The following is a 24,787-nucleotide window of genomic DNA, read 5'->3' as shown; positions in this document are numbered from 1 at the left end:
AGGAGGCGGACGGGAGTCAGGATCCGGGTGCCGAAAGCCGGGATCCGGGAGGCCGGGATCCGGAAGCCGGAAGCCGGCGCGCCCCGTGGATCCGCGCTAGATCTTCGGCTCCACCCGGGCTATCGCCCGCAGCGCCCGCGGCGCGACCCGCGCCAGCAGCCGCGAGCCCCGTGCCTCCGGCGTGACCGGCACCACCGCCTGGTTGCGCGCGACCGCGCGCAGCACGGCGTCGGCGACCTTCTCCGCGGGGTAGTTCCGCTTCCCGTACCAGCGGTGCGCGCTCTTCCGCCGCCGCCGCTCCTCCTCCTCGGAGACGCCGGCGAACCGCGTGGTGGCCGTGATGTTGGTGTGCACGAAGCCGGGGCAGACGGCCGAGACCCCGATCCCCTGCCCCGACAGCTCCGCGCGCAGGCACTCCGAGAGCATCAGCACCGCGGCCTTCGACGTGGCGTACGCGGGCAGGGTCCGCGACGGGGCGTAGGCGGCGGCCGAGGCGGTGTTGACGATGTGCCCGCCCTGGCCGCGCTCGGCCATCTGCCTGCCGAAGAGCCGGCAGCCGTGGATGACACCCCACAGGTTGACGTCCAGCACCCGGCGCCAGTCCGCCGTCGAGGTGTCGAGGAACGGGCCGGACAGGCCGACCCCCGCGTTGTTCACCAGCACGTCCACCACCCCGTACGAAGAGGCGACCCGCTCGGCGAACTTCTCCATCGCCTCCTCGTCCGCGACGTCCACGGCCTCGGGCCACGCCTCCGCCGCGCCGATCATCCGGCACAACTCGGCCGTCGTGGCCGCCCCCTCGGCGTCGACGTCCGCCGCCACGATCCGCGCGCCGGCCTCCGCGAAGGCGAACGCGGTGGCCCGCCCGATGCCGCTGCCCGCGCCGGTGATCAGCACCAGCCGGCCGCCGAACCGGTCCGCGTACGGCCCATCGGGGACGATCTCCGCCGCCGGCGTGCCGTCCTCGTGGGCGAGGACGAACTCGCCGATCCACGCGGCGAGCTGGTCGGGCCGGGTGCGCGGGACCCAGTGCCGGGCGTCGATCGTGCGCCGCAGCAACTGCGGCACCCAGCGGTCCAGGTCGTCGTAGAGGCTCGGCGAGAGGAAGGCGTCGCCGAGGGGGGTGATGAGCTGCACCGGCGCGTGGGCGTAGGCGTCGGCCCGCGGGCGGCGCAGCCGGGCGCGGACGTTGTCCCGGTAGAGCCAGGCGCCGTGCGCCGCGTCGTCCCCCAGGGAGGCCGTGGGATAGCCGTCGCCCGGGACCTTCTCCAGCCGGCGCAGGACCTCAGGCCAGCGCGCGCCGAGCGGACCGCGCCAGGCAAGCTCGGGCAGGACGGGGGTGTGCAGCAGATACACGTACCAGGACTTGGCGGTCTGGCCGAGCAGTTGGCCCGCCCGCCGCGGGGTGGGGCGGCGCAGCCGGCCGTTGATCCAGTGCCCGAAGTGGTCGAGGGACGGGCCGGAGAGGGAGGTGAACGACGCGATACGGCCTTCCGTCCGCTCCACCGTGGTGAACTCCCAGCCCTGCACCGAGCCCCAGTCGTGCCCCACGAGGTGCACCGGGCGGTCCGGGCTGACGGCGTCGAGCACGGCGAGGAAGTCGTCCGTGAGCTTCTCCAGCGTGAAGCCGCCCTTCAGCGGCTTCGGCGCGGTGGAGCGGCCGTGGCCGCGGACGTCGTACAGCACGACGTGGAAGCGCTCGGCCAGCCGGGACGCGACCTGCGACCACACCTCCTTGCTGTCCGGGTAGCCGTGCAGCAGCACGACCGTCGGCTGCCCGGCGTCCCCCAGCTCCGCCAGGCACAGCTCGACCCCGGCGGTCCTGACCCACCGCTCCCGTACGGGCACGCCGCCCCACTCGCTCATGCCACCCACCCCTTCTCCTGCGCCCGCCCCTGCACTTCGCCCTGCCGGCCGCCCGGCGCCGGGTCCGGCGCCCGGTCCCGCGCCGGGGCCGCCGCCTCGCCTGCCCCGGGGTCCGGCGTCTCGTCGCCCGCCCGGTCCTCCGCCAGCTCCCGGTCCGCCTCCGCCTCCTGCCACCGCCGCACATGCGGCAGGTCGTCGTCGAGCCAGAAGGCGCTCTCCTCCGCGTCCCGCGAGTCCGTCACCACCAGCAGCTCCTCGAACTTCGCCCCCGTGCCCCGGAAGCCCAGGTGCGGCTCCACCGCCCACAGCCCCGGCCGCGGCGGATGCTGCGAGAACCGGTACGGACTCCACAGCGGCGACCAGCCCTCGCGGTGCCCGCGCAGCGCGTCCTTCGCCAGGCCCTTCAGGCTCTGCGCGCCGAAGCCGAACACGTGCGGCGAAAAGCGCCGCTCCCGGACGCGGTCGACCTTGTGCGCGATGACGCCGAACGGATAGGCCCGGTGCCGGTTGTGATAGCCCTGGCGGACCATGAGGCGCTCCACGTCCTCGTATATCTCCCGCAGCGGGCGGCGCTCGCGGACCTCGCGCAGGATCAGCTCCCTGTGCACCCGAAGGTCGCGCATCAGCCGGTCGTGCACGGGGTTCGGCCCGAGGGAGCCGGAATACCCCACGTCGGCCGTGTGCCCGCCGTGCACCGGCGCGAGGTCGAGGATGAACGGCATACCCGGCGCCAGCTCCCGGTTGGTCGGGAAGAACTGCAGCGGCACCCGGAAGCCCGCGAACGCCGTCCGGTCGCCGAACCACGCGAACGGCAGGTGGAACCAGTCCCGCACGCCGCGCTCGCGCAGCCACTCCCGCTGCATCCGCGCCGCCTCCCGCTCCGTGACGCCCGGCCGGAGCTGCGCCGCCACCGCCTCCGCGCACTCGTACGCCAGCCGCTGCACGCTTTTGAACCCCCGCAGAGCCGCCGAGGACCCGGTGAGTGTCATCAGTCCGCCCCTCCCTTCCGCCAACCGGATTCCGCACCCGAAGCCGCACCCGGAACAGCGCCTGAAACCGCAGCCGACCCGCACCGCCGCAGTCAGCGCCCCTCGCCCGGGCCGCCCCAAATCCACCCTGCCCGGCCCGACTTCACCCGAAGCCCGACCCGTCCCGAAAGCTGACACCGACGACTGTGACATCGCTCCATGGCTCCGTCAATGCCCGCAGTCGCCCTGTGGATACCGTCGGTAACCTCAGGGTTCCCGGCCCCTTCCCCCTACGGGTCCGTCCCTCCCCGGTCGTATCCGGCAACCATCGCCAGGTCTGACGACCCCGCGCCCCGGCGCCACTACCGTCGTGCAGCGTGACAGTCATCGCCACCGAGAATCTGAGCAAACGGTTTCCCCGGGTCACCGCACTCGACGGGCTCACCCTCGACATCGGCCCCGGGGTCACGGGCCTGGTCGGCGCCAACGGCGCCGGCAAGTCCACGCTGATCAAGATCCTGCTCGGGCTCTCGCCCGCCTCCGAGGGCTCCGCCACCGTGCTCGGCCTCGACGTGGCCGCCGGCAGCGACACCGCCGCCACCATCCGCGAGCGCGTCGGCTACATGCCGGAACACGACTGCCTGCCGCCCGACGTCTCCGCCACGGAGTTCGTCGTGCACATGGCGCGCATGTCCGGCCTGCCCGCCACCGCGGCCCGCGAGCGCACCGCCGACACCCTGCGCCACGTCGGCCTGTACGAGGAGCGCTACCGCCCCATCGGCGGCTACTCGACCGGCATGAAGCAGCGCGTCAAGCTCGCCCAGGCCCTCGTGCACGACCCGCAGCTCGTCTTCCTCGACGAGCCGACCAACGGCCTCGACCCCGTCGGCCGCGACGACATGCTCGGCCTCATCCGCCGCGTACACGCCGACTTCGGCATCTCCGTCCTCGTCACCTCGCACCTCCTCGGCGAGCTGGAGCGCACCTGCGACCACGTCGTCGTCATCGACGGCGGGCGGCTGCTGCGCTCCAGCTCCACCAGCGACTTCACGCAGAGCACCGCCATCCTCGCGGTCGAGGTGACCGACACCGACGCCCACCCCGACGGCACCGCCACCCTGCGCAAGGCGCTCGCGGGCGCGGGCCTGGGGATCAACGCGGACGGCCGGCTGCTGTACGTCGAGGCCGAGGACGACGGCACGTACGACGTCGTACGGGACGCGGTGGCCGGGCTCGGCCTCGGGCTGGTGCGCATGGAGCAGCGCCGGCACCGGATCGCGGAGATCTTCCGCGACGACGACACCCTCCCGGCGAGCACGACGGTGAGCCCGAACGCGGCCGGGAACCGGAGCGAGAACCCGAGCCCGAACCCCAGCCCCCCCGCGAGCACGTCCGCGACCGACCCCGCAGGAAGCCCTCATGCCCACTGACGCGCCCGCCACCGGAAACCCCGGCGCCACCGGCAAACCCGGCGCCACCGCCGAGGCCCCCGGCACGAGCCCGAGCACCCCGGCCGCCACCGACGTCATCCACGACATCGGCTACCGCCACTACGACGGCCCCCGCCTCGGCCGCGGCTACGCCCGCCGCTCCCTGTTCACCCAGTCCCTGCGCGCCGCGTACGGCCTCGGCCGCTCCGCCAAGTCCAAGGTCCCGCCCGCGCTCCTCTTCGGCATCATGTGCCTGGTCGCGCTCATCCTCGTCGCCGTCGCCATCGGCACGAGCATGGACGAACTGCCGCTGGAGTACACCGACTACGCGATCTACCTCCAGCCCGTCATCTTCCTCTTCATCGCCGCCCAGGCCCCCGTGTCCGTCTCCCGCGACCTGCGGTTCCGTACGGTCCCGCTCTACTTCTCCCGCCCCGTCGAGCGCCTCGACTACGTCTCCGCGAAGTACGCGGCGATGGCCTCCGCGCTCTTCATCCTCACCGCCACCCCGCTGCTGATCCTCTACGTCGGCGCGCTGCTGGCGAAGCTCGACTTCACCGACCAGACCAAGGGCTTCGCACAGGCGCTCCTCTCGGCCGCCCTGCTGTCGGTCCTCTTCGCCGGCATCGGCCTGGCCATCGCCGCCCTCACCCCGCGCCGCGGCTTCGGCGTCGCCGCCGTCATCGCCGCGTTCACCGTGCCGTTCGGCGCGGTCAGCGCGCTGCAGGGCATCGCGTGGGAGCAGGACAACCTCGGCGCCATCGGCTGGTTCGCGCTCTTCTCGCCGATCGGGCTGATCGACAACGTCCAGTCGACGTTCCTCGGCGCGACCCCCGCCACCGCCTCCCCCGAGCCCGTCGACCCGTCCACCGCGGCCGGCGCCGCCGCGCTGCTGGTCACGTTCGCACTCGCCGCGGGCTGCTTCCTCTTCCTGCTGCGCCGCTACCGAAAGGCCGGGCTGTGACCACCATCCGGATCGACAGCGTCTCCCGCTGGTTCGGCAACGTCGTCGCCGTCAACGACGTGACCATGGCCATCGGCCCCGGCGTCACGGGCCTCCTCGGCCCCAACGGCGCCGGAAAGTCGACCCTCATCAACATGATGGCCGGCTTCCTCTCCCCCTCCACGGGGGCGGTCACCCTCGACGGTGTGCGCATCTGGCGCAACGAGCGGGTCTACAAGCAGATCGGGCTTGTCCCCGAGCGCGAGGCGATGTACGACTTCCTCACCGGCCGCGAGTTCGTCCTCGCCAACGCCGAGCTGCACGGCCTCGGCGCCGAAGCCGCGCGCAAGGCGCTGGCCACGGTCGAGATGGAGTACGCGCAGAACCGCCGCATCAGCACGTACAGCAAAGGCATGCGCCAGCGCGTGAAGATGGCGTCCGCGCTCGTCCACGAGCCCGACGTGCTGCTCCTCGACGAGCCGTTCAACGGTATGGACCCGCGCCAGCGCATGCACCTCATGGACCTGCTACGGCAGATGGGCGCCGCCGGCCGCACCGTGCTGTTCTCCTCGCACATCCTGGAGGAGGTCGAGCAACTCGCCGCGCACATCGAGGTGATCGTCGCCGGCCGGCACGCCGCCTCCGGCGACTTCCGCAAGATCCGCAGGCTGATGACCGACCGCCCGCACCACTACGCCGTACGCTCCAGCGACGACCGCGCGCTCGCCTCCGCGCTGATCGCCGACCCGTCCACCGCCGGGCTCGAACTCGACCGGCGCGACGGCGTCCTGCACGTCCAGGCCGTCGACTTCGCCCGCTTCACCGAGCTGCTGCCGCGCGTCGCCAGGGACCACGGCATCCGCCTCTACGAGGTCTCGCCCTCCGACGAGTCCCTCGAATCCGTCTTCTCGTACCTGGTCGCGGCCTGAGAAGGAGCGAAGAACGCGATGCTGTACCACCCCACCGTCGCCCGGCTCACCCAGCGGGCCATCCTCGGCCGCCGCCGGGCGCTCATCCTGCTCCTGCTGCCGGTGCTGCTCATCGTCATCGCCATCGTCGTACGCGCCCTCGTCGGCGCCGACGACGAGGTCACCGCCGACCTCCTGGGCGGTTTCGCGCTGGCGACCATGGTGCCGCTCATCGGCGTCATCGCCGGCACGGGCGCCATCGGCCCGGAGATCGACGACAGTTCGATCGTCTATCTGCTCGCGAAGCCCGTGCCGCGCCCGACGATCATCCTCACCAAGCTGATCGTCGCGGTCAGCGTGACCGTGGCGTTCTCCGCGCTCCCCACGCTGGTCGCCGGGTTCATCCTCGGCGGCAACGGCAGCCGCCTGGCGGTCGCGTACGCCCTGGCCGCGGCGGTCGCCTCCGTCGCGTACGCCGCCTTCTTCCTGATGCTCGGCACCATCTCGCGGCACGCGGTGGTCTTCGGACTCGTCTACGCGCTGGTGTGGGAGGCCCTGCTCGGCAGTCTCGTCGACGGCGTGAAGACGCTCAGCATCCAGCAGTGGGCGCTGGCGGTGGGCGAGAGGATCGGCCAGGGCGGCCACGTGGTCTCCGACGTGGCGCTGCCGGTGGCGACGGTCCTGCTGGTCGTGGTCACGGCGGGCGCGACGTGGTTCGCCGCCCAGCGGCTGCGGTCGCTGACACTGGCGGGCGAGGAGTAGATTCCAGGGCGGGGGGCGGGTGATGCCTGAGACGTTCGAGATGATTCCGGATCCTCCGGCCCGTACAGCCGCGTTCGAACCGCGACTTGACGGGCTGCTGGAACTCTTCAGCCCCGCCTGGGCCGTTCCGGACGGGGCGGGGGAGAGCGCGTACCGCCGGTGCGAGGTCAAGCGCTGGGAGATCGGCCGGGCCGCCGGGGCCGACCCCGACCGCACGCGCCGGCACGCGGAACCGCTCCTCCAGGCCGCGGTTCTCGACCACTGCCGCAGCGGCGTCAACCAACTCGTACGCCCCCTGGTCACAGCCCTCGGGCACCGCTGGACGCAGGAGCGGATCGTCTCCTACGTCCGCACCGGCACGCCCGCGGAGAAGACCGGGGCCACCATGGCCTGGTACTTCTCCGGACCTCCGCTGCGCTTCGCGTCCGCGGAGGGCGTACGAAGCGGAACGCCGAGCCCGGAGAGCCAGGCCGTCTTCGACGCGCTCGCCGACGTGCGCGCCGCCTACCGGGAGGCGGTCCTGACCGCCTTCCTGACCTGCGAAGACCCCGCGGCGCGGCTGGACCTCGCGCTGTGGATCCCGCTGGATCCCGACGCCTGGCCGGATCACCTCCGGGCGGACCACGAACGGGCCAGGAGCCTCATCCTGGCCGACCCAGAGCACTACGGGCTCGTACTCCGCCGCGCCGGTCTGGACTGACTGCTTAACGGCGGCTCGCGGCGGCTCAATCCTGGTCCTGGCCGTCGCGGGGGTCGGGCAGCAGGGGGAAGAGCCGGGTGACGAGGGCCACGGGCCGGGCGTCGGCGGGCCGCGCCAGGGGGCGTTGCTCGCGGTCCTGGTACGGAAGGAGCGCCCGGCGGATCGCGTCCGCGACCCGGCTCATCTCCCCGGGCGTCAGATAGGCGACGGCGCTAAAGGCTTCGTCCCGCCGCCACGCGGTCGGCGCCTCGTCCCGCCGGGCCAGCCAGCGCTGCCAGCTCTCGTCCTCCAACCCGCGGGCCAGATCGCCGAACTGCTCGTCGGCGGGGCTCGCGGCAGCGGCGGCGGGCCGCGCCAGGCGCCAGGGGCGCGCGCGGCCGCCGCGGGTGGGGACCTCCTCGACGTATCCGTGGCGGGCGAGCTGCCGCAGGTGGAAGGAGCAGAGGCCGGAGCTGTAGCCGAGCCGGTCGGCGGCCTCGGTCGCGGTGACGGTGCCGACTTCGGCGAGGAGGTCCAACAGGGCGGTACGGACCGGGTGTACGCGCAGTTGTGCGTGGGTGGCGGCGTCGTCTTCAGTCACTTTGCAAAGTCTGCTAGTTTGCAAAGGAGTTGGCAAGGGGTAGCCCTTGGCCAGGCGTGCGCCGGCGGCACCGGCATCGCCGCGGCGTGCACGGAAGAGGGAGAAGTCATGTCTGTTCGCGACGAACGGTCCCGCCCCGCCGGCCCGCGCGTCCGCGTACAGGGCCGCCCGGTGGACAGCCACCCGGCCCTGCCACCGGAGGCGGCCCGGGGATCGGTGCGCCGGGTGACGGTCGTGGGCGAGGAGGTGCTGAGCCGCCCGTGCCGGGACGTGACGGAGTTCGGGACCCCGGAGCTCTCGGCGCTGATCGACGACATGTTCCTGACCATGTACGTGGCCGAAGGCGCCGGCCTCGCCGCCAACCAAGTCGGCGTAGACCTGCGGCTCTTCGTGTACGACTGCCCGGACGACGAGGGCGTCCGGCATATCGGCCATCTCCTCAACCCGGTCGTGGACCTGCCCGGCCCCGCCGACCGCCGCCTCCTCGACGACTACGAGGGCTGCCTCTCCGTGCCCGGCGCCGGCCTGCCGGTCCCCCGCACCGACCGCGCCACCGCCCGCGGACTCGACAAGGACGGCAACCCCCTCGTCATCGAGGCAACCGGGTTCTTCGCCCGCTGCCTCCAGCACGAGACCGACCACCTCGCCGGTCACACGTACCTCGACCGCCTCTCCAGACGGGACCGCAAGAACGCGCTGCGCCAGATGGAGGCGAACCGCGAGGAGGTCTTCGCCCAACGCGCCACCAGAGCCGCCGCCCTGGGCAAGTGAGCACCTCCGCCCGCACCTCGGGCGCGTGCCCTCGAACGCAGCCCTGAGGCTGGCCGCGGGTGCTCGCACGGCAGGCCGCGGGCAACGCTCATTCCATCAGCGGCCCCAGGCGTCGCCACAGGCCCGGCGCCGGCGGCGGGCGGTGTCCCAGACCGCCTCGAACTCTTCGGCGGTCAGCGGCTCGGGATGGTGGCCTTCCCACTCCGAAACGGGTGGTTCGGCGGTGAGGCCGTACGTCTTCTCGTAGTCGGCAAGGCGGCCGGCGTCCCGCGCATGCTGCCACTCGCCGAGGGACGCTGCCGCGATCGGGGTGAGCATCGGGCCCTGAAGCTCGACCTGGCGCGTCACGATGCCGTCGGCGTCGATCTCGAAGTAGAACCGGATGTCCTCTTCCTCCCAGTGGCAGCGCATCCACTGGAAGAGCTGCCGTCCGCCCTCTGCCACCGGCTCCTCCTGTCCCCACGGACCTCCGCGTACGTCTCCCCCAGGCGTCCGGTGCGCCACATCATGCGCCAGCGCTGAGCCGGACCATGCTCCCCGCTCCTAGCCCAACGCGGCCGGCGTGACCCGCGCGTACTCCCCCAACATGCCCATGGTCCGGATAGTAGGAGGTGCCACTGACAGCGTCGGCGGTCCCAGGGTCTCCGGGATCGAAGGTGCCGGGAGAACGCGCACCGATGAGTTTCCCGCGCCGCGCCGGTCTGTACGCGGGAGACCGACCCACGGAAGGCTGGCGCCATGCGGAAACTGATCTACGGCATGAACCTGAGTCTGGACGGCTACATCGCCGCGCCCGGCGACGACATCGGCTGGGGCGTGCCGAGCGACGAGTGGTTCCAGTTCTGGTCCGACCAGTTGCTGGCGACCGACCTGACGCTGTACGGGCGCAAGCTCTGGCAGGGGATGAGCTCCCACTGGCCGACCGGCGACCAGCAGCCCGACGCCACCCCGGCGCACATCGAGTTCGCGCGCCGCTGGCGGGACATGTCGAAGGTGGTGTTCTCCTCCACGATCGACAAGGTCGACTGGAACACCCGCCTGGTCACCGGCGACGCGGTCACCGAGATAACCCGGCTCAAGGCCGAGGACGGCGGCCCGATGGACATCGGCGGCGCGACGCTCGCCGGGGCCGCCATGCGGGCCGGGCTGATCGACGAGTACGTGCTGGTCACCGCGCCGGTCCTGGTGGGCGGCGGCACGCCGTTCTTCACCGCGGTCGACAACTGGGTCAACCTCAACCTGGTGGAGACGCGGACGTTCCCCGGCGGCGTGATCCTGACCAGGTACGAGACGAGGCGCTGAGCAGCACCCCACTCGGTGACGGCATCAGCCGCGAGATCCTGCAATCAGGGCCTGCCCACTCGGAGAGGGGCTGTCCGAGGTCCGCTGCGAGCCGGTTGATCCGGGTCGCCAGAGCGGACAGGAAGACGGCATGAGTGCCACCGATGTGCCAGCGAACCTGAGCTCGTTCGTCAACCCGAGCGCAGCCGGGCGCGCAGGACCGCCACACCGTCCCCCTCAAGGTCCTCGCAGGCCGCTGCGCGGCCTGCCATCACCATCACCAGTGAGAGGGTCGGACCCCGGACCAGATCCCCCGAGCCGGTGGTGAACGGTCCGTCTGTGGCCTGGACCCGCAAGCCGGCGATTGCGGTCTTGCTCGCGACGGTGAAATCGCGGCTGGCGAAGAACCGGGCCACGGCGGTCGTCGCGGCCACCGGGGGTACCCGCACCAGGCCCAGCGGCCGGCGGATGTCCTCGCCGTGGACGACGATTTCACCCAGCCAGGCCGCGGCATGTCCTGTCGGCCCGGAAGGCCCGGCGACGACGTCGCGAAATCGTCGCAGGGTCTCTTCGGGTGTGGCACCACGGTGGTTCGCGAGTCTTCGGTCGTTGTGCACATCGGGATCGAACCGCGCGGCCAGCATGCTCAGCAGCCAGCGCCACATCCTCGTGCTGGCACCTGCCGTCAGATGGGCTACGACCTCCTCAACGGTCCACCGTTCACACGGTGACGCCTTCGCCCACTGGGCCTCGCTGAGCTCGGCGAGGTCTTCAGCGAGCGCCAGCCGCTCGACGTGGATCGCCCTTTCCAGAGCTTTCCGGGTTTCCAGAGCGTGTGGTTCGGCCATGGAGCAGCCTCCAGGGATCGGGTGTCCTCTATCAGACTGCTGTCGCCGCCCAAACTCATCGACCGCACCCGCGCAGCGGGTGTGAAGCGGACATCGCTCCCTGTAGGTTCCGCGATTGAGTGTCGAATGGCGGAGCGTTGAGCTGGGGGTTTCCTTCGAGTCCGCGTCAGTAGTCGTCGACGTCTGTCCGCGGAATCGTGTCCAATCCTCGTGGTCAGCCGTTCGTGCCGAGGACGATCCAGTCGAGTATGGATCCGACGAGGGCATGGAGTTCTTGCTCGGTTTGGAGGTCTCGGTGCTCGGGGCGGTTGTCACCGCTGCCGAGGTCTACGAAGTCGAGTTCAGCTTCACCACTGTTCCAAACGGTGATCTGCGCGACCCGGTTTCCGGCCTCAACCGTCAGCCATGCGCTGTTTTTGAGTCGGCCGTCTTCTGGGGAGTGCCGTAGGTCAGCGGTGATCCCGCGTGTGCGGAGAACCTCATCGTTCTCGGCAAACCATGTCGTGAGCGCGTCTGGGAGGTTCGGCGGTTGATGGTCACCCTCGAAGATCGTCACTGCGACAGGGTAGTCGTGGCGGTCGCAGTGGGGACCCGGCGCCTTCAGAGTCGAATCCCGTCAGATGGCCCTGGCCCGCGCCGGCCACTCGTGCTCCCTTTCTGTAGATATGCTCCGTGACTCCCCCCGCCGGACGGTCGCACTGGAATGCCGAGCTCATGAGCCCACTTGGCCATGGTGGTACTGCTCACACCCTTCTCCCGGGCGAGGTCCGGCAGAGTGCGGCGGCGGTTGACGTACTGCTCGAAGAGCCAGTCCCGGTCGATTTCGTCATGTTGCCGCCTCCGGCCGCTCTTGCGCATGGGGATGCCGTACTCGTGGGCCAGTCTCAGGACATTGTCTGGCGAGATGCCGACATCTCGTGCGATTGCCCTGGTTGACTGGCAGTTGTCGAGGTAGCGGAGCCGGAATTCGTGATCTGGGAGCAGTTGGCGGGCGATTCGGAGCGGTTGTCCGGCGGCACGTTCTTGTGCCTTGGTCAGCGGCGCTGCGGGGGCCGGATGCTCGTTGAGGACGATGCGGACCGCCTCGGTGCTGGTGTCCAGTGCGTCGGCGGCCGATCGCGCCGAGTAACGATGTCCTTGAACGAGTGCGTGCAGGCGATCAATGTCGATGCCGGCAGGGTCGGGGCCGGGGAGGTCGATGCCGTCGAGCAGGGCGATCGGAGGTTGCCAGGCAACGGGTTCGCGTCCTGCGCCGTGGGCAGCGAGAAAGTCGCTCGCAACGTCGTCCAGCGCATGGGCGACCTCTGGCGGCCTGGCTTCTCCGAAGCGTTCGCACTCGGAGCGAAATGATGCTTGCTCTGTGTCGGCGAACCCTGGCGCTGACTCGACGGGCAACCCGCTGATGCGGTGGAAGAGCACGCACCTCGCGACGCGGGCCCGCAACTCGCCTCCTGGACGGTATTCAACATCTCGGCAGAGCTCGGCCCACAGACTGTTCGGAAGCAGGTTCGAGTAGTCCAGTCGGCGGCGCCGCTCGTAGTCGATGGGGACGTCGCAGGCGTCGAGGAATTCCGCGAGGCGGACCATGGCGGCCGACGCCGCTTCCCAGCACTGCTGATCCTGTAGTAACTGCAGCATGCGCGACACGACGCGGCCGTCGGTTGCCGAGCCGAGCATCGTCGCCGCGGCATGCAGGTGGAGTCTGCTGCCGACCAGCAGAGTCGCCGTGGCCAATGCGGGTGCCAGCAGACGTGGATAGACACCCGGCGGGCTCAACCGCACCAGCCATGAGGGCCAGAAGATGCTGGGGAGTGTACGGGCGCGGCGGTTGAGCTGCTGCTCGTCGATTCTTGACCTTGCGGGGAAGGATGCGGTTCTCCTCCGAAGCTGGTCGCTGGGGCGCATCGTCGGTCCGAGCGCGGCCAACTGCACCGATCGCAAGATGGGGCCGGTGCCGCGGCCCCAGGTGATGATGGTGGTGGCAGTGGTCTTCTCGGCGCTGTCGCGGCATGAATCAATCAATTGGCGCATCGCGGAGATGGCTGGCGGCGGGGAGGGCTGGCCGAGGATCCTCAGCGATGCGACGACCGCGGTTGCGGTGCGTATGGCGGTCGGCGGCGCCATGAACCCGGGCCGGATCAGCGTCTTGTGCTGGGTTGCGCCGTCAGGATGCTGTGAAGCACGGTCGGCGTTGAGAATGTCTTCTGGAACCCACGCCGACATTTCTGAGGCCGTCACGTTGGTGAGTACCCGCCCGGCGACTGCCCGGATTTCGGACAGCGCCACGCTCGCTGGTTGGGGTAGTTGCGCGTAGAGGCCGAAGTCGGCGCTGTCGGTCTCGATAGTGCGGAGCAGGTGGTGTTGCGCTGCCAGCACTGGATGATCACGGGGGAGGCGGAGCGTGTGGGCCGTGCTCAGGTCGTGGCCGCATCCGGACCCTGGGGTGGGTTCGACGCGCCTTGACGGCCGGGTTCCACATCGTCCTGGTGTGGGTTGGCCCTCAAGGGAAAACAGCCGCTGACGTGGCGTCCTCTGACAGTTCGGACACAGGTCGGCCAGCAGACGGCAGTGCTGCAGGCAGGCGAACGACCATCCCAGGCGCCAGACCAGTTGCCACCGGCCGCCGCTGTCGGCGAGGCAGTCCGGGCAGTAGCGTGACCCATTGCCCCTTCCCCACAGGCGCTTTCGATTCACCTGCCGCGTATCTGGGTCGATCAGCAGCGCCCGACCGTGGAAGTGCATCAACGTCATGGACTGCAGCAGGTCGCGATCGACTCCGGTAGCGTGCGTGACCCTGGCCGCCTCCTGGTCGAGCAGCGCGATGGTCCAGTCGGTGGGCAGGTCGAGATTGCGCCTGCCGGTCCTGGTAGCGGTCAGACCCAGGTCACTCAGAACGTCGCCATATCGGGTGTCCATGCGGTGTGCGAGCGCTTCCAGCCATGAGTCCAGCGCCTCGCCGGGCAGTGGTGCGACGCGGATCGGGAAGGTGCGGGGAAGATCTGCGATCACAGCACCTCCCAGCGCTTCCGTCTCGTGTCCACCCTCATCCCCGCTTCCGGCGACGGGCGGGCCTGCTGGAATTGGCACCGGATGCGAGCCGGGCCTCCCACTCGGCCCGTCGCTGCTCAGCGGCCCGGTCGAGTTTGACTTGCGACATCAGCTCGACGGTCAGGCGTTCCTCACCGGTGTGGAACGCTCGCTGGCAGCCGCGTCGGACGAGCGTCATGAGGGAGCCGATGTGCCCGTGGCAGCGGGCATAGAGGTGATCGGAGAGGTCGTTGGCAAGCATGCCGGGGTGCTTGCGGGCCAGGATGAGCCGCTGCTCCAGTGCGAGCAGGAAGTTGCGCCATTGCTCCCGCCCGGCTTCGTCCTCGATCGTGAAGGCCTTCAGCTCCAGCGGCGTGATCCGGTATGCGAGCTGCGGGTCGTCGTAGAGTCCCTTGGTCTGCAGTTCGTGACCGATGAAAAGGATCATCACCGGGAACTCGTTGGCGATGGACTTGAACTGGTTGCTCAACTTAGCGCCTTGCGCGCTGCGGAACTGCAAGAACTGCAGGTCATCGACGAGAAGCAGCCGGGATTCGCACGACAGCGCGCAGTCCAATGCCCGGGACAAAAAGGTGCTCGCGGTGCCTGTCTTGCGGCCGGAGTGCGCGAAGAACTCCAGCATCGCCCAGTTGAAGTCCTTGACACCCGTATCGCCCATCATGCCCACCCGGATCACCGGCCACCGCTCGTGGCCGGTGGCGGTGAACCGCCCGTACTGCCGGATCAACGTGTTGTGCACGTGCTTGGCGAACGCCAGGCCGATCGTGGTCTTGCCCAGGCCAGGGAAGGCATCAATGGCCGCCATGCTCTTGGCCTGCCAGTTGGGCTGCTCCAGCCCGGCCTCCAAGATCTCCGTCAGATCTGCGAACAATGCCTCGGCCTGCGTGGTCTTGATCGGGCGCAGGTTGGCAAGGTAGTCCCGGCGGGCGCGATTGTGGCGCTCGACCGCTTGCTCGTCCAACAGCTTGAGCTCGGCCATGGTCAGGTCCTGTGGACGCGCTGGGTCCGGAGCCTCGGCGAATGACGCGAACAGGGCCAGCACGGCGCTGTTGAGTTCCTTATCGTCACTCGACGAGGCCCCTGGACCGTCAGGTACGACCTGGGCCCGGTCGGAGAACAGCAGCTCTTTGACGGCAACGCGGAGGAGTCGTCCGAGCCGGTCCTTCAGCACGACTTCGTTGCCGGCCATCGTCGCGACGGTTTCGATGACTTCGACCGCTTCGCCGTCGTAGAGCATCCGGGTGCCGACCTGAAGCCGAACTGTCCCGGCGGTCACGGCACCCTCCGTAGGACATGCTCCGATGCGAGCGGACGGTCCAGGTCCGTCGCCAGGCGACCGGTCCACAACTGGTGGAACACCGAGGCCCGCACCAGGCGGGCGTCGAACTGTGGCACGGTCGCGAACGCCTCGGCCAGCGTGACGCCGTGCAGATCAGCACGGTCCAGCGTCGCCAAGATCTCGGGGTCGAACAACCATCCACGGCGATAGCCAGCCAGGAAGCGGATGTTCTCCAACTGTGCGACCGGAGGCTCGCTCCACACCTCGTAGCGCCAGCCGCGCGACTCGATCACGGTGCGGGACCAGGCAAAGCTGAAGGCGACCTTGTCATCTGACAGCTTGTGCGCGGGCTTGACGTCGACGACCACCGGCCCAGACTCGGTGAGCAGCAGGTAGTCGGGGATGTGCCGGCGTTTCGCCCCGTCGACATGTGCTGTCATGTGGAACGGCTGCGCGATGATCCGCGCGCACCGCGGATCGAAGTCGGCGTACAGGACTCGGCTGAGCTCAAGCCGAGACTCGTAGATCACATGCGACGCTTCCGTGGCTGACCAGTAGGTTCCCGAGTAGTGAGCCTGGCCCAGATGCTAGCGAAACGTCCGCCACGGTGCCGCAGCGAACAATTCCTCTGGTCGCACCTCGCCGAACCCGTGCAGTTCAGGCTTGTCCTTACCGGGCTTCCGGACCTGTAACTCAGCCGTGGATATGACGCCTTGGTCTGACATGCCGATGCAGCCCCCTGGAGGCTCCGCAACCTTCATGTCCACATTGGCGTGAGGGCCCGGCCGCGTCTGCAGCACCACTCCAATGCCACTCCAACGAGTGACGCTTCTGACCTGCACGTCCTCGGGTCATGTCAAATTCGACACCGGCTTGACACTTGGACGTGGATTTTGACAGCGGAACGCGGAACCTACACTCCCGCGGGTCAGGTCTGGGCCATGTCCACGAAGCGGGAGTAGTGGCCCTGGAAGGCCACCGTGATCGTTGCCGTCGGGCCGTTGCGGTGCTTCGCGACGATCAGGTCCGCCTCGCCCGCGCGCGGCGACTCCTTCTCGTACGCGTCCTCGCGGTGCAGCAAGATGACCATGTCCGCGTCTTGTTCGATCGATCCCGACTCGCGGAGGTCGGAGACCATCGGCTTCTTGTCGGTGCGCTGTTCGGGGCCACGGTTGAGCTGGGACAGGGCGATCACCGGGACCTCCAGCTCCTTGGCCAGGAGCTTCAGGTTCCGGGACATCTCCGAGACCTCCTGCTGGCGGCTCTCCGGACGGCGGGAGCCGCCCGTCTGCATCAGTTGGAGGTAGTCGATGACGATCATCCGGAGGTCGTTGCGCTGCTTCAGCCGCCGGCACTTGGCGCGGATCTCCATCATCGACAGGTTCGGTGAGTCGTCGATGTAGAGCGGGGCGCCCGTCACCTCCGGCATCCGCCGGGCCAGGCGGGTCCAGTCGTCGTCGGTCATGCTGCCGGAGCGCATGTGGTGCAGCGCCACGCGGGCCTCCGCGGAGAGCAGCCGCATCGCGATCTCGTTGCGGCCCATCTCCAGCGAGAAGATGACGCTGGGCAGATTGCTCTTGATCGAACAGGCGCGGGCGAAGTCGAGCGCCAGCGTGGACTTGCCCATGGCGGGGCGGGCGGCCACGACGATCATCTGGCCGGGGTGGAGGCCGTTGGTGAGGGAGTCGAGGTCGGTGAAGCCCGTGGGGACGCCGGACATCTGGCCGCTGCGGGAGCCGATGGCCTCGATCTCGTCGAGGGCGCCCTCCATGATCTCGCCGAGGGGGAGGTAGTCCTCCGCGGTGCGCTGTTCGGTGACGGCGTAGATCTCGGCCTGTGCGGAGTTGACGATGTCGTCGACCTCGCCGTCGGCCGCGTATCCCATCTGCGTGATCCGCGTGCCGGCCTCGACCAGACGGCGCAGGATGGCGCGCTGGTGGACGATCTCGGCGTAGTACTCCGCGTTGGCGGCGGTGGGGACGGACTGGACCAGGGTGTGGAGGTAGGAGGCGCCGCCCACGCGGGCGAGTTCGCCGCGCTTGGTGAGCTCGGCGGAGACGGTGATGGGGTCGGCGGGCTCGCCGCGGGCGTAGAGGTCGAGGATCGCGGTGAAGACCGTCTCGTGCGCCGGGCGGTAGAAGTCGTGGCCCTTGAGGACCTCGACGACGTCGGCGATGGCGTCCTTGGACAGCAGCATGCCGCCGAGGACGGACTGCTCCGCGTCCAGATCCTGCGGGGGTACGCGCTCGAAGGCGGCGGGGGCGCCGGGGCCCCAGGGGTCCTCGGGCGCGGGCTGGTCCGGCCGGCTGTGCTGGTCGGCCTCGCGGCGCAGTGGACGGACGTCCCCGGGCATGGTGTCCACGTAGTCCCTGTGCTCTGACACGGCTGCCCCACCTCCTCCCACCCGCCTTACGGCGGACCTCTCAGGGCGCCCCTCTTTCTTACGGCACGCCGCTGACAAATCGCCCGCGGCGTTCCGCTTCCGGCGCGTCGGCCGGCCCCCCGGACCGCGGGGCGGCGGCGCCGTTGCCGGCGGGGGGAGGCTCAACGGTAGGTCCGCGGCGGGCTGTCGCCAATTGCGCTATCCACAGGGGGTGTGGAAAGACTCGCCCAACCTGTGGATTACTTGGGGAAAGCTGTGTACGAGCCGGGGGACAGTGCTGTGGACAAGCACACTATCGCTCCGCGATCACCCGTTTGACCTGCTGATTCTTCGTCCACCCCCGGTGGAGGAGAAAAACTTTCCCCGCCGGGCCGAGGTCACGGCGCGCACCGCGCGCGCTCACCCCATACACGGCATCATGTAAGTGCCCGCAGCCTGTTGCGTCTGTTACCTGTGGACTATTAGATTTGCTGCATGCACGACGTCCCCGCGCCCACCACCGCCGACCAGGGCACGCCCGGCGAGCAGCGACGCCGTACCCGGCGGCGGCACGACCGCGAGATCGTCGCCCTCGCCGTCCCCGCCTTCGGCGCCCTCGTCGCCGAACCGCTCTTCGTGCTCGCCGACAGCGCCATCGTCGGCCACCTCGGCACCCCGCACCTCGCCGGGCTCGGCGTCGCCGCCGCGCTCCTCACCACCGCCGTGAGCGTCTTCGTCTTCCTCGCCTACGCCACGACCGCCGCCGTCGCCCGCCGCGTCGGCGCCGGCGATCTGCGCTCGGCGATCCAGCAGGGCGTCGACGGCATCTGGCTCGCCACGCTGCTCGGCGCCGTGCTCGTCGCGGTCACCGTCCCCACCGCGCCCGGCCTCGTCGGCCTCTTCGGCGCCTCCGACACCGCCGCGCCGTACGCGGTGACGTATCTGCGCATCAGCGCCTTCGGCATCCCCGCCATGCTCATCGTCTTCGCCGCCACCGGCGTGCTGCGCGGCCTGCAGGACACCCGCACCCCGTTGTACGTCGCCATCGGCGGCTTCACCGCCAACGGCGTGCTCAACGTCGCCCTCGTCTACGGCGCCGGCTTCGGCATCGCCGGCTCCGCCTGGGGCACCGTACTCGCGCAGTGGGGGATGGCCGCGGTCTACCTGGTCGTCGTCGTACGGGGCGCCCGCAAGCACGGCGCCGCGCTGCGCCCGCAGCCGGCCGGCATCCGGTCCTCCGCCCGGGCCGGGGTGCCGCTGCTGATCCGTACCCTCTCGCTGCGGGCCATCGGGCTCATCGCGACCGCGGTGGCGGCGGGGCTCGGGGACGAGTCGGTCGCCGCGCACCAGGTGGTGCTGAGCATCTGGTCGCTGCTGGCGTTCGCGCTGGACGCGATAGCGATCGCCGGGCAGGCGATCATCGGCAGATTCCTGGGCGCGGGGGACGTGGACGGGGCGCGGGAGGCGTGCCGGCGGATGGTGCAGTGGGGGGTGGCGACCGGCGCGGTGCTGGGCGCGCTGGTGGTGGCGGCCCGGCCGCTGATCCTGCCGCTCTTCACGGACGACGCGGGGGTGCACGACGTGCTGCTGCCGGCGCTGCTGGTCGTCGCGGTGACGCAGCCGCTGGCGGGGGTGGTGTTCGTGCTCGACGGCGTGCTCATGGGCGCGGGCGACGGGCCGTACCTGGCCTGGGCGATGCTGCTGACGCTGGCCGTCTTCGCGCCGGTGGCGCTGGCGGTGCCGGCGCTGGGCGGCGGGCTGACGGCGGTGTGGTGGTCGATGGGGCTGATGATGCTGACGCGGCTGGTGACGCTGTGGCTGCGTGCCCGGTCCGGGCGGTGGCTGGTCACGGGCGCCGTCCGCGCGTAGCCGCGGCAGCCGCGGCACGAGTACGGCCCGGGCACAGCGGCGGCAGCCGTCGTACGGGCCGGCCGAAACCCCCGCCCACGGGGGCCCACCGCCCGCCGAACGCCTCCGCTCCACGCACGCGAACGGGCCGCGCCCCCGCAAGGGCGCGGCCCGTCCTTCGTCCTACCCGTCGCCGTTCGGCCTCAGCCGGCCACGACCTCGACGCCGACCTTCGCGTCGACCTCGGGGTGCAGCCGTACGGACACCTGGTGGGCGCCGAGGCTCTTGATCGGCGCGGACAGCTCGATGCGCCGCTTGTCGACGTCCGGGCCGCCGGCCTGCTTGATCGCCGTGGCGATGTCGGCCGGGGTGACGGCGCCGAAGAGCCGGCCGCTGGCGCCGGCGCGCGTGGACAGGCGCACCTGCACGCCCTCCAGCTCCGACTTGACGGCGTTGGCCTGCTCGACAGACGCGATCTCGCGCAGCTTGCGGCCGCGGCGGATCTGCGCCACGTCCTTCTCCCCGCCGCGGGTCCAGCGGATCGCCAGACCGTTGGGGATCAGGTAGTTGCGGGCGTACCCGTCCTTGACCTCGACGACGTCGCCGGCGGCACCGAGGCCGGAGACCTCGCCCTTGAGGATGATCTTCATGCTTGGCTCACCCTCCCAGTCAGCGCGCGGTCGAGGTGTAGGGCAGCAGCGCCATCTCCCGGCTGTTCTTCACGGCCGTAGCGACGTCACGCTGGTGCTGGGTGCAGTTGCCGGTGACCCGGCGGGCACGGATCTTGCCGCGGTCGGAAATGAACTTCCGCAGCAGGTTCGTGTCCTTGTAGTCGACGTAGGAGATCTTCTCCTTGCAGAAGACGCAAACCTTCTTCTTCGGCTTGCGCGGAGGCGGCTTCGCCATGATGTCTCTTACTCCAGTGTGATCAAGAAGTGTGGTGTACGAGCACGCTCGTCACGCCCCGGGAAGCCCGGGATCAGAACGGGGGCTCGTCCGAGTAACCGCCGCCCTGGCCGCCCTGGCCGCCGCCGGAGTTCCCACCCCAGCCGCCGCCCTGACCGCCCTGCTGACCGCCGCCGCCGCCGGACGTCGCCCACGGGTCGCCCTGCGAGCCGCCGCCGCCCTGGCCGCCCTGGCCGCCGCCGGGGTTTCCGCCCCAGCCGCCGCCCTGGCCGCCCTGCTGGCCGCCGCCACCGCCGAAGCCGCCGCCCTGGCCGCCCCTGCCGGTGGTCTTGGTGACCTTGGCGGTGGCATACCGGAGCGCGGGGCCGATCTCGTCGACCTCCAGCTCCACCACGGTCCGCTTCTCGCCCTGCTGGGTCTCGTACGAACGCTGGCGGAGCCGGCCCTGGGCAACCACGCGCGTGCCGCGCGTCAGCGACTCGGCGACGTTCTCCGCCGCCTGGCGCCAGATCGACGCGCGGAGGAACAGCGGGTCGCCGTCCTTCCACTCGTTGGTCTGCCGGTCGAACGTCCGGGGGGTCGACGCGATCGTGAAGTTCGCGACGGCCGCGCCGGACGGCGTGAAGCGCAGCTCGGGGTCATCGGTCAGGTTTCCGACGACGGTGATGACGGTCTCGCCTGCCATGTCTTGACCTCTCGCGGTTGCTGCCGGGTGGTGCGGTCTGGCTTGTCAGTGCCGTCCGTGCTGTCGGTTGTGCCAGTACGGCCGGCGCTGTCGGTTCAGTCGGTTCGGTTACTCGTACGCGGTCCGTCCGTCGCCGGACGGGCCGTACGCGGTCTGCTCGTCGGTTGCGGTCAGTGGATTGCGGGGCGCAGGACCTTGGTCCGCAGCACCGACTCGTTGAGGTTCATCTGCCGGTCGAGCTCCTTGACGACATCGGCCTCGGCCTGGATGTCGATGACCGAGTAGATGCCCTCGGGCTTCTTCTTGATCTCGTAAGCGAGACGACGACGGCCCCAGGTGTCGACCTTCTCCACCTTGCCCTTGGCCTCACGGATCACGGACAGGAAGGACTCGATCAACGGGGAGACTGCACGCTCCTCGAGATCGGGGTCGAGGATGACCATCACCTCGTAGTGACGCATTGTGGAACCCACCTCCTCTGGACTCGGCGGCCACGGTCTCTCCGTGGCAGGAGGTTCTTCATTGCGTCGCAACGGTAGCGCCCGGCACTGACAACCGCGGGGGCGGCGCCGGATGGGGCGCCGGTGCGGTGGATGGCCTGGGCAGACTCCGCTACAGACCGTACACAGTACCCGCAGCGGCCCTTCCGGTTGAAATCCGGCCACGATTCCCGGCAATCTGTACACATCGGGTGTGAGCGGCGTCACGTACGACACTGGAGCCCGCGCCGCCATACGGGCATGGAGGTGCCCTATGCCTCAGGCAGTACAGCCCCCGCAGCGCAACATCGGCCTTTTCGCCAGCGACGGCGAACACCACGTCGCCCAGGACACACTCCTGGCCATCACCCTCGCCGTCGGGGCGATCGCGCTCGTCCTGGCCCAGTGGCGCGGCCTGCACGTGCCCGCGACCTGGGCGGGACTGATCGGGATCGTCACCGGGGCGTGGGGACAGATGATCTCCGTGACCACCAGGGAGCGGTTCCTGATGCTCCTGGGGCTGGGCGCGGCCGGCCTCGGCTTCTTCCTGGCGATGGCGCGCGGAGGCTTCACCCTCTGATCCGTGCGGCAGATCCGTACGGCACGCCGCTGATTCCATACGGCACGGCGGCCGATTCGTACGGCGCCGCGGCCCTACACCACCGGCGCTCCCCGTGTCTGCGTAGCCCCGCCGCTTGGGGCCTTCCCTCCTGGGGTGAGGTGCGCCCGCAGTAGGCTTCACCCGCGAGAAGCCTGCCGCAGTCGGCAACCCGCCGCAGCACGAGGAGCGCCGCCATGAGCCTGACCCTGCAGCCCATCAGCCGCGAGCAGCATCTGGCGTACATCCGCAGTCTGCCCGCCGCGAGCCACTGCCAGATCCCGGCGTGGGCGGACGTGAAGTCCGAGTGGCGCGCGGAGAACCTGGGCTGGTTCGACGCCGACGGCCGGCAGGTGGGCGCGGCTCTGGTGCTGTACCGGCAGTTGCCGAAGGTGAAGCGGTATCTGGCGTATCTGCCGGAGGGGCCGGTCATCGACTGGTACGCGCCGAACCTCGACGCGTGGCTCAACCCGATGCTGGCGCATCTGAAGAGCCAGGGCGCGTTCTCCGTGAAGATGGGCCCGCCGGTGATCATCCGCCGCTGGGAGGCGCCGACGATCAAGGCCGGCATCGCCGACCCGGACGTGAAGCGGCTGCGCGACGTCAACGCGGACGTCGTCGAGCCGCAGGCGTTCGAGGTCGCCGAGCGGCTGCGGCGGATGGGCTGGCAGCAGGGCGAGGACGGCGGTGCGGGCTTCGGCGACGTACAGCCGCGGTACGTCTTCCAGGTGCCGCTGGCGGGGCGCTCCGTGGACGAGATCTTCAAGGGCTTCAACCAGCTCTGGCGGCGCAACGTGAAGAAGGCCGAGAAGGCCGGCGTCGAGGTGGTGCAGGGCGGCCTGGAGCACTTCGGCGAGTGGCAGCGGCTGTACGAGATCACGGCCGAGCGCGACAAGTTCCGGCCCCGGCCGCAGGGCTACTTCGAGCGCATGTGGAAGGTGCTCAACGCCGAGGAGCCGGGCCGCATGCGGCTGTACTTCGCGCTCCACCAGGGCGAATGCCTGGCGGCGACGACGATGCTGACGGTGGGCGGGCACGTGTGGTACTCATACGGGGCCTCCGCCAACCACGGGCGCGAGGTGCGCCCGTCGAACGCCATCCAGTGGCAGATGATGAAGGACGCGCACGCCGCCGGCGCACACGTGTACGACCTGCGCGGCATCGGCGATGCGCTCGTGGACACCGACCACCTCTTCGGGCTGATCCAGTTCAAGGTGGGCACGGGCGGGCAGGCGGCCGAATACCTGGGCGAGTGGGACTACCCACTGAATAAGCTGCTCCACAAGGCTCTCGACATCTACATGTCCCGCCGCTGACCACGGCGGACTTCACGCGAAGCAGCGGACTTCACGCGAACCGAAGAGCCCCCGACACCGCGAAGGAAGGTACACCGACCGCCATGCCGCTCACGCTCTACGTCGATTCCGCGCGGTGGCGCGCACACCAGCAGCACATCCTGGAGCAGTTCCCCGGACTCGTCCCCGTCTGCAAGGGCAACGGCTACGGCTTCGGCCACGAGCGCCTGGCCGCCGAGGCCGCCCGGCTGGGGGCGAGCCCGCTGGCGGTCGGCACGGTGTACGAGGCGGCGCGGGCGCGCGACTTCGTCAGCGGCGACCTGCTCGTCCTCACCCCGTACCAGCTCACCGAGGAGCCCGTCCCGCTGCCGACGCGGGTGATCCGCACCGTCGCGTCGGTGGACGCGGTGGGGCGGCTGGTCGGTGCCCGGGTCGTCATCGAGGTGATGAGCTCGATGCGGCGGCACGGCGTGACGGAGGAGGAGCTGCCGAAGCTGGCGTCGCTGCTGTCGGACGTGACGCTGGAGGGCTTCGCGATCCACCTGCCGCTGGACCGCACGGACGGCTCCAGCGCGGTGGACGAGGTCATCACGTGGATGGACCGGCTGCGCGCGGCGCGGCTGCCGCTGCACACGATGTACGTGAGCCATCTGCGGGCGGACGAGTTCGAGCAGTTGCAGCGGCAGTTCCCGCAGACGCGCTTCCGGGCGCGGATCGGCACCCGGCTGTGGCTGGGCGACCACGACGCGACGCACTACCGGGGCACGGTGCTGGATGTCACGCGCGTGGCGAAGGGCGACCGGTTCGGCTACCGGCAGCAGAAGGTGTCGGGCGACGGCCACCTGGTGGTGGTCGCCGGCGGTACGTCGCAGGGCGTCGGCCTGGAGGCGCCGAAGGCGATGCACGGGCTGGCGCCGCGGGCGAAGGGCGTGGCGCGGGCGGGGCTGGCGACGGTGAACCGGAACCTGTCGCCGTTCGTGTGGGAGGGCAAGCAGCGGTGGTTCGCGGAGCCGCCGCACATGCAGGTGTCGATCCTGTACCTGCCGGCGGAATCGTCGGCGCCGGTGCAGGGGGACGAGATGGTCGCGCATCTGCGGCACACGACGACGCAGCCGGACCGGGTGGTGGAGCGCTAGCGGTTCGCTCGCCGCATACGGCGCGGAGCGTGCCGCGTACGGCGTAGGACGCACGGAGGGCCCGAAGCCGCGGCTTCGGGCCCTCGCTCGTGTC

General features: G+C 70.3%; 24 protein-coding genes and 1 pseudogene. 11 read left to right on the top strand and 14 right to left on the bottom strand.

Features of this window, described 5'->3' with window-relative positions; genetic code table 11:
* Positions 1-96: 96 nt before the first annotated feature.
* On the bottom strand, positions 97-1,866 hold the full coding sequence (locus tag ACFYVJ_RS09715) for an SDR family oxidoreductase (RefSeq protein WP_388888257.1): 1,770 nt from the start codon (positions 1,864-1,866) through the stop codon (positions 97-99).
* A gap of 164 nt (positions 1,867-2,030) precedes the next feature.
* Positions 2,031-2,855: pseudogene (locus ACFYVJ_RS09710) on the bottom strand (M24 family metallopeptidase); the annotation flags it as partial.
* A 356-nt stretch (positions 2,856-3,211) separates the two neighbouring features.
* On the opposite strand from ACFYVJ_RS09710, the gene ACFYVJ_RS09705 reads away from it, so the two are divergent.
* From ACFYVJ_RS09705 to ACFYVJ_RS09685, 5 genes are read left to right on the top strand one after another with little or no spacing between them, the layout of a single operon-like run.
* Positions 3,212-4,264 carry an ABC transporter ATP-binding protein gene (locus ACFYVJ_RS09705; RefSeq protein WP_388888255.1) on the top strand — a complete coding sequence of 351 codons (1,053 nt, stop codon included), beginning with the start codon at positions 3,212-3,214 and terminating at the stop codon, positions 4,262-4,264.
* The gene (locus ACFYVJ_RS09700; protein ID WP_388888251.1) at positions 4,254-5,228 is read left to right on the top strand and encodes an ABC transporter permease; all 975 of its coding nucleotides are present in this window, start codon (positions 4,254-4,256) and stop codon (positions 5,226-5,228) included. The genes ACFYVJ_RS09705 and ACFYVJ_RS09700 overlap by 11 nt, the downstream gene beginning before the upstream one ends.
* The gene (locus ACFYVJ_RS09695) at positions 5,225-6,136 is read left to right on the top strand and encodes an ABC transporter ATP-binding protein (RefSeq protein WP_388888249.1); all 912 of its coding nucleotides are present in this window, start codon (positions 5,225-5,227) and stop codon (positions 6,134-6,136) included. Before ACFYVJ_RS09700 ends, ACFYVJ_RS09695 begins: the two co-directional genes overlap by 4 nt.
* A gap of 21 nt (positions 6,137-6,157) precedes the next feature.
* Positions 6,158-6,877 (top strand): ABC transporter permease subunit, encoded by a 720-nt coding sequence (locus tag ACFYVJ_RS09690; protein ID WP_388888592.1) that lies wholly within the window; start codon positions 6,158-6,160, stop codon positions 6,875-6,877.
* A 22-nt stretch (positions 6,878-6,899) separates the two neighbouring features.
* Positions 6,900-7,577, top strand: a complete 678-nt coding sequence (locus tag ACFYVJ_RS09685) for a hypothetical protein (RefSeq protein WP_388888247.1) — start codon at positions 6,900-6,902, stop codon at positions 7,575-7,577.
* Between the two features lie 25 nt (positions 7,578-7,602).
* Here ACFYVJ_RS09685 and ACFYVJ_RS09680 read toward each other — a convergent pair whose 3' ends face one another.
* Complete coding sequence (locus ACFYVJ_RS09680; RefSeq protein WP_388888245.1) at positions 7,603-8,157, bottom strand: winged helix-turn-helix domain-containing protein; 555 nt, start codon at positions 8,155-8,157, stop codon at positions 7,603-7,605.
* A gap of 108 nt (positions 8,158-8,265) precedes the next feature.
* Between ACFYVJ_RS09680 and def the strand changes: the two genes are divergently transcribed.
* On the top strand, positions 8,266-8,928 hold the full coding sequence (gene def, locus ACFYVJ_RS09675; RefSeq protein WP_388888244.1) for a peptide deformylase: 663 nt from the start codon (positions 8,266-8,268) through the stop codon (positions 8,926-8,928).
* 96 nt (positions 8,929-9,024) lie between these two features.
* Here the strand turns inward: def and ACFYVJ_RS09670 are convergent, their stop codons facing one another.
* Positions 9,025-9,339 carry a hypothetical protein gene (locus ACFYVJ_RS09670; protein WP_388888589.1) on the bottom strand — a complete coding sequence of 105 codons (315 nt, stop codon included), beginning with the start codon at positions 9,337-9,339 and terminating at the stop codon, positions 9,025-9,027.
* Between the two features lie 327 nt (positions 9,340-9,666).
* Here ACFYVJ_RS09670 and ACFYVJ_RS09665 point away from each other — a divergent pair, with 327 nt between their 5' ends.
* A complete protein-coding gene (locus ACFYVJ_RS09665; protein ID WP_388888242.1) occupies positions 9,667-10,230 on the top strand; it encodes a dihydrofolate reductase family protein in 564 nt (187 codons plus the stop codon).
* A gap of 170 nt (positions 10,231-10,400) precedes the next feature.
* On the opposite strand, the gene ACFYVJ_RS09660 is transcribed toward ACFYVJ_RS09665, so the two are convergent.
* The 6 genes from ACFYVJ_RS09660 to dnaB all read right to left on the bottom strand — a co-directional run bounded on the left by ACFYVJ_RS09660 (position 10,401) and on the right by dnaB (position 17,737).
* Positions 10,401-11,057, bottom strand: coding sequence for a maleylpyruvate isomerase family mycothiol-dependent enzyme (locus ACFYVJ_RS09660; RefSeq protein ID WP_388888239.1), 657 nt, complete (start codon positions 11,055-11,057; stop codon positions 10,401-10,403).
* 214 nt (positions 11,058-11,271) lie between these two features.
* A complete protein-coding gene (locus tag ACFYVJ_RS09655) occupies positions 11,272-11,613 on the bottom strand; it encodes a hypothetical protein (protein ID WP_388888237.1) in 342 nt (113 codons plus the stop codon).
* A gap of 44 nt (positions 11,614-11,657) precedes the next feature.
* Positions 11,658-14,066 (bottom strand): TniQ family protein, encoded by a 2,409-nt coding sequence (locus ACFYVJ_RS09650; protein ID WP_388888234.1) that lies wholly within the window; start codon positions 14,064-14,066, stop codon positions 11,658-11,660.
* 34 nt (positions 14,067-14,100) lie between these two features.
* Positions 14,101-15,381 carry a TniB family NTP-binding protein gene (locus ACFYVJ_RS09645; RefSeq protein WP_388888231.1) on the bottom strand — a complete coding sequence of 427 codons (1,281 nt, stop codon included), beginning with the start codon at positions 15,379-15,381 and terminating at the stop codon, positions 14,101-14,103.
* The gene (locus tag ACFYVJ_RS09640) at positions 15,378-15,968 is read right to left on the bottom strand and encodes a TnsA-like heteromeric transposase endonuclease subunit (protein ID WP_388888586.1); all 591 of its coding nucleotides are present in this window, start codon (positions 15,966-15,968) and stop codon (positions 15,378-15,380) included. Before ACFYVJ_RS09640 ends, ACFYVJ_RS09645 begins: the two co-directional genes overlap by 4 nt.
* Before the next feature lie 344 nt (positions 15,969-16,312).
* Positions 16,313-17,737 carry a replicative DNA helicase gene (gene dnaB / locus ACFYVJ_RS09635; RefSeq protein WP_388888584.1) on the bottom strand — a complete coding sequence of 475 codons (1,425 nt, stop codon included), beginning with the start codon at positions 17,735-17,737 and terminating at the stop codon, positions 16,313-16,315.
* A 504-nt stretch (positions 17,738-18,241) separates the two neighbouring features.
* Here dnaB and ACFYVJ_RS09630 point away from each other — a divergent pair.
* Positions 18,242-19,615 carry an MATE family efflux transporter gene (locus ACFYVJ_RS09630; RefSeq protein WP_388888228.1) on the top strand — a complete coding sequence of 458 codons (1,374 nt, stop codon included), beginning with the start codon at positions 18,242-18,244 and terminating at the stop codon, positions 19,613-19,615.
* 182 nt (positions 19,616-19,797) lie between these two features.
* On the opposite strand, the gene rplI is transcribed toward ACFYVJ_RS09630, so the two are convergent.
* From rplI to rpsF, 4 genes are all read right to left on the bottom strand, one after another.
* Positions 19,798-20,244: a 50S ribosomal protein L9 gene (rplI, locus tag ACFYVJ_RS09625; RefSeq protein ID WP_027741613.1), complete on the bottom strand. Its 447-nt coding sequence runs from the start codon at positions 20,242-20,244 to the stop codon at positions 19,798-19,800.
* Between the two features lie 19 nt (positions 20,245-20,263).
* Positions 20,264-20,500, bottom strand: a complete 237-nt coding sequence (gene rpsR / locus ACFYVJ_RS09620) for a 30S ribosomal protein S18 (RefSeq protein WP_018838794.1) — start codon at positions 20,498-20,500, stop codon at positions 20,264-20,266.
* Positions 20,501-20,573: 73 nt separating this feature from the next.
* A complete protein-coding gene (locus tag ACFYVJ_RS09615; protein ID WP_388888226.1) occupies positions 20,574-21,185 on the bottom strand; it encodes a single-stranded DNA-binding protein in 612 nt (203 codons plus the stop codon).
* A 170-nt stretch (positions 21,186-21,355) separates the two neighbouring features.
* On the bottom strand, positions 21,356-21,646 hold the full coding sequence (gene rpsF, locus ACFYVJ_RS09610; protein ID WP_018838796.1) for a 30S ribosomal protein S6: 291 nt from the start codon (positions 21,644-21,646) through the stop codon (positions 21,356-21,358).
* A 292-nt stretch (positions 21,647-21,938) separates the two neighbouring features.
* On the opposite strand from rpsF, the gene ACFYVJ_RS09605 reads away from it, so the two are divergent.
* From ACFYVJ_RS09605 to ACFYVJ_RS09595, 3 genes are all read left to right on the top strand, one after another.
* Positions 21,939-22,244 carry a hypothetical protein gene (locus ACFYVJ_RS09605; RefSeq protein WP_388888223.1) on the top strand — a complete coding sequence of 102 codons (306 nt, stop codon included), beginning with the start codon at positions 21,939-21,941 and terminating at the stop codon, positions 22,242-22,244.
* A 215-nt stretch (positions 22,245-22,459) separates the two neighbouring features.
* Positions 22,460-23,578 carry a lipid II:glycine glycyltransferase FemX gene (locus ACFYVJ_RS09600; RefSeq protein WP_388888221.1) on the top strand — a complete coding sequence of 373 codons (1,119 nt, stop codon included), beginning with the start codon at positions 22,460-22,462 and terminating at the stop codon, positions 23,576-23,578.
* Between the two features lie 83 nt (positions 23,579-23,661).
* Positions 23,662-24,693: an alanine racemase gene (locus ACFYVJ_RS09595; protein WP_388888218.1), complete on the top strand. Its 1,032-nt coding sequence runs from the start codon at positions 23,662-23,664 to the stop codon at positions 24,691-24,693.
* The last annotated feature ends 94 nt before the right edge of the window (positions 24,694-24,787 follow it).

The sequence above is a fragment of the Streptomyces sp. NPDC004134 genome (assembly GCF_042874195.1).
Taxonomy (GTDB): domain Bacteria; phylum Actinomycetota; class Actinomycetes; order Streptomycetales; family Streptomycetaceae; genus Streptomyces.
Note: the sequence above shows the minus strand (reverse complement) of the source record. Positions and strands in the feature narration are given on the sequence as shown.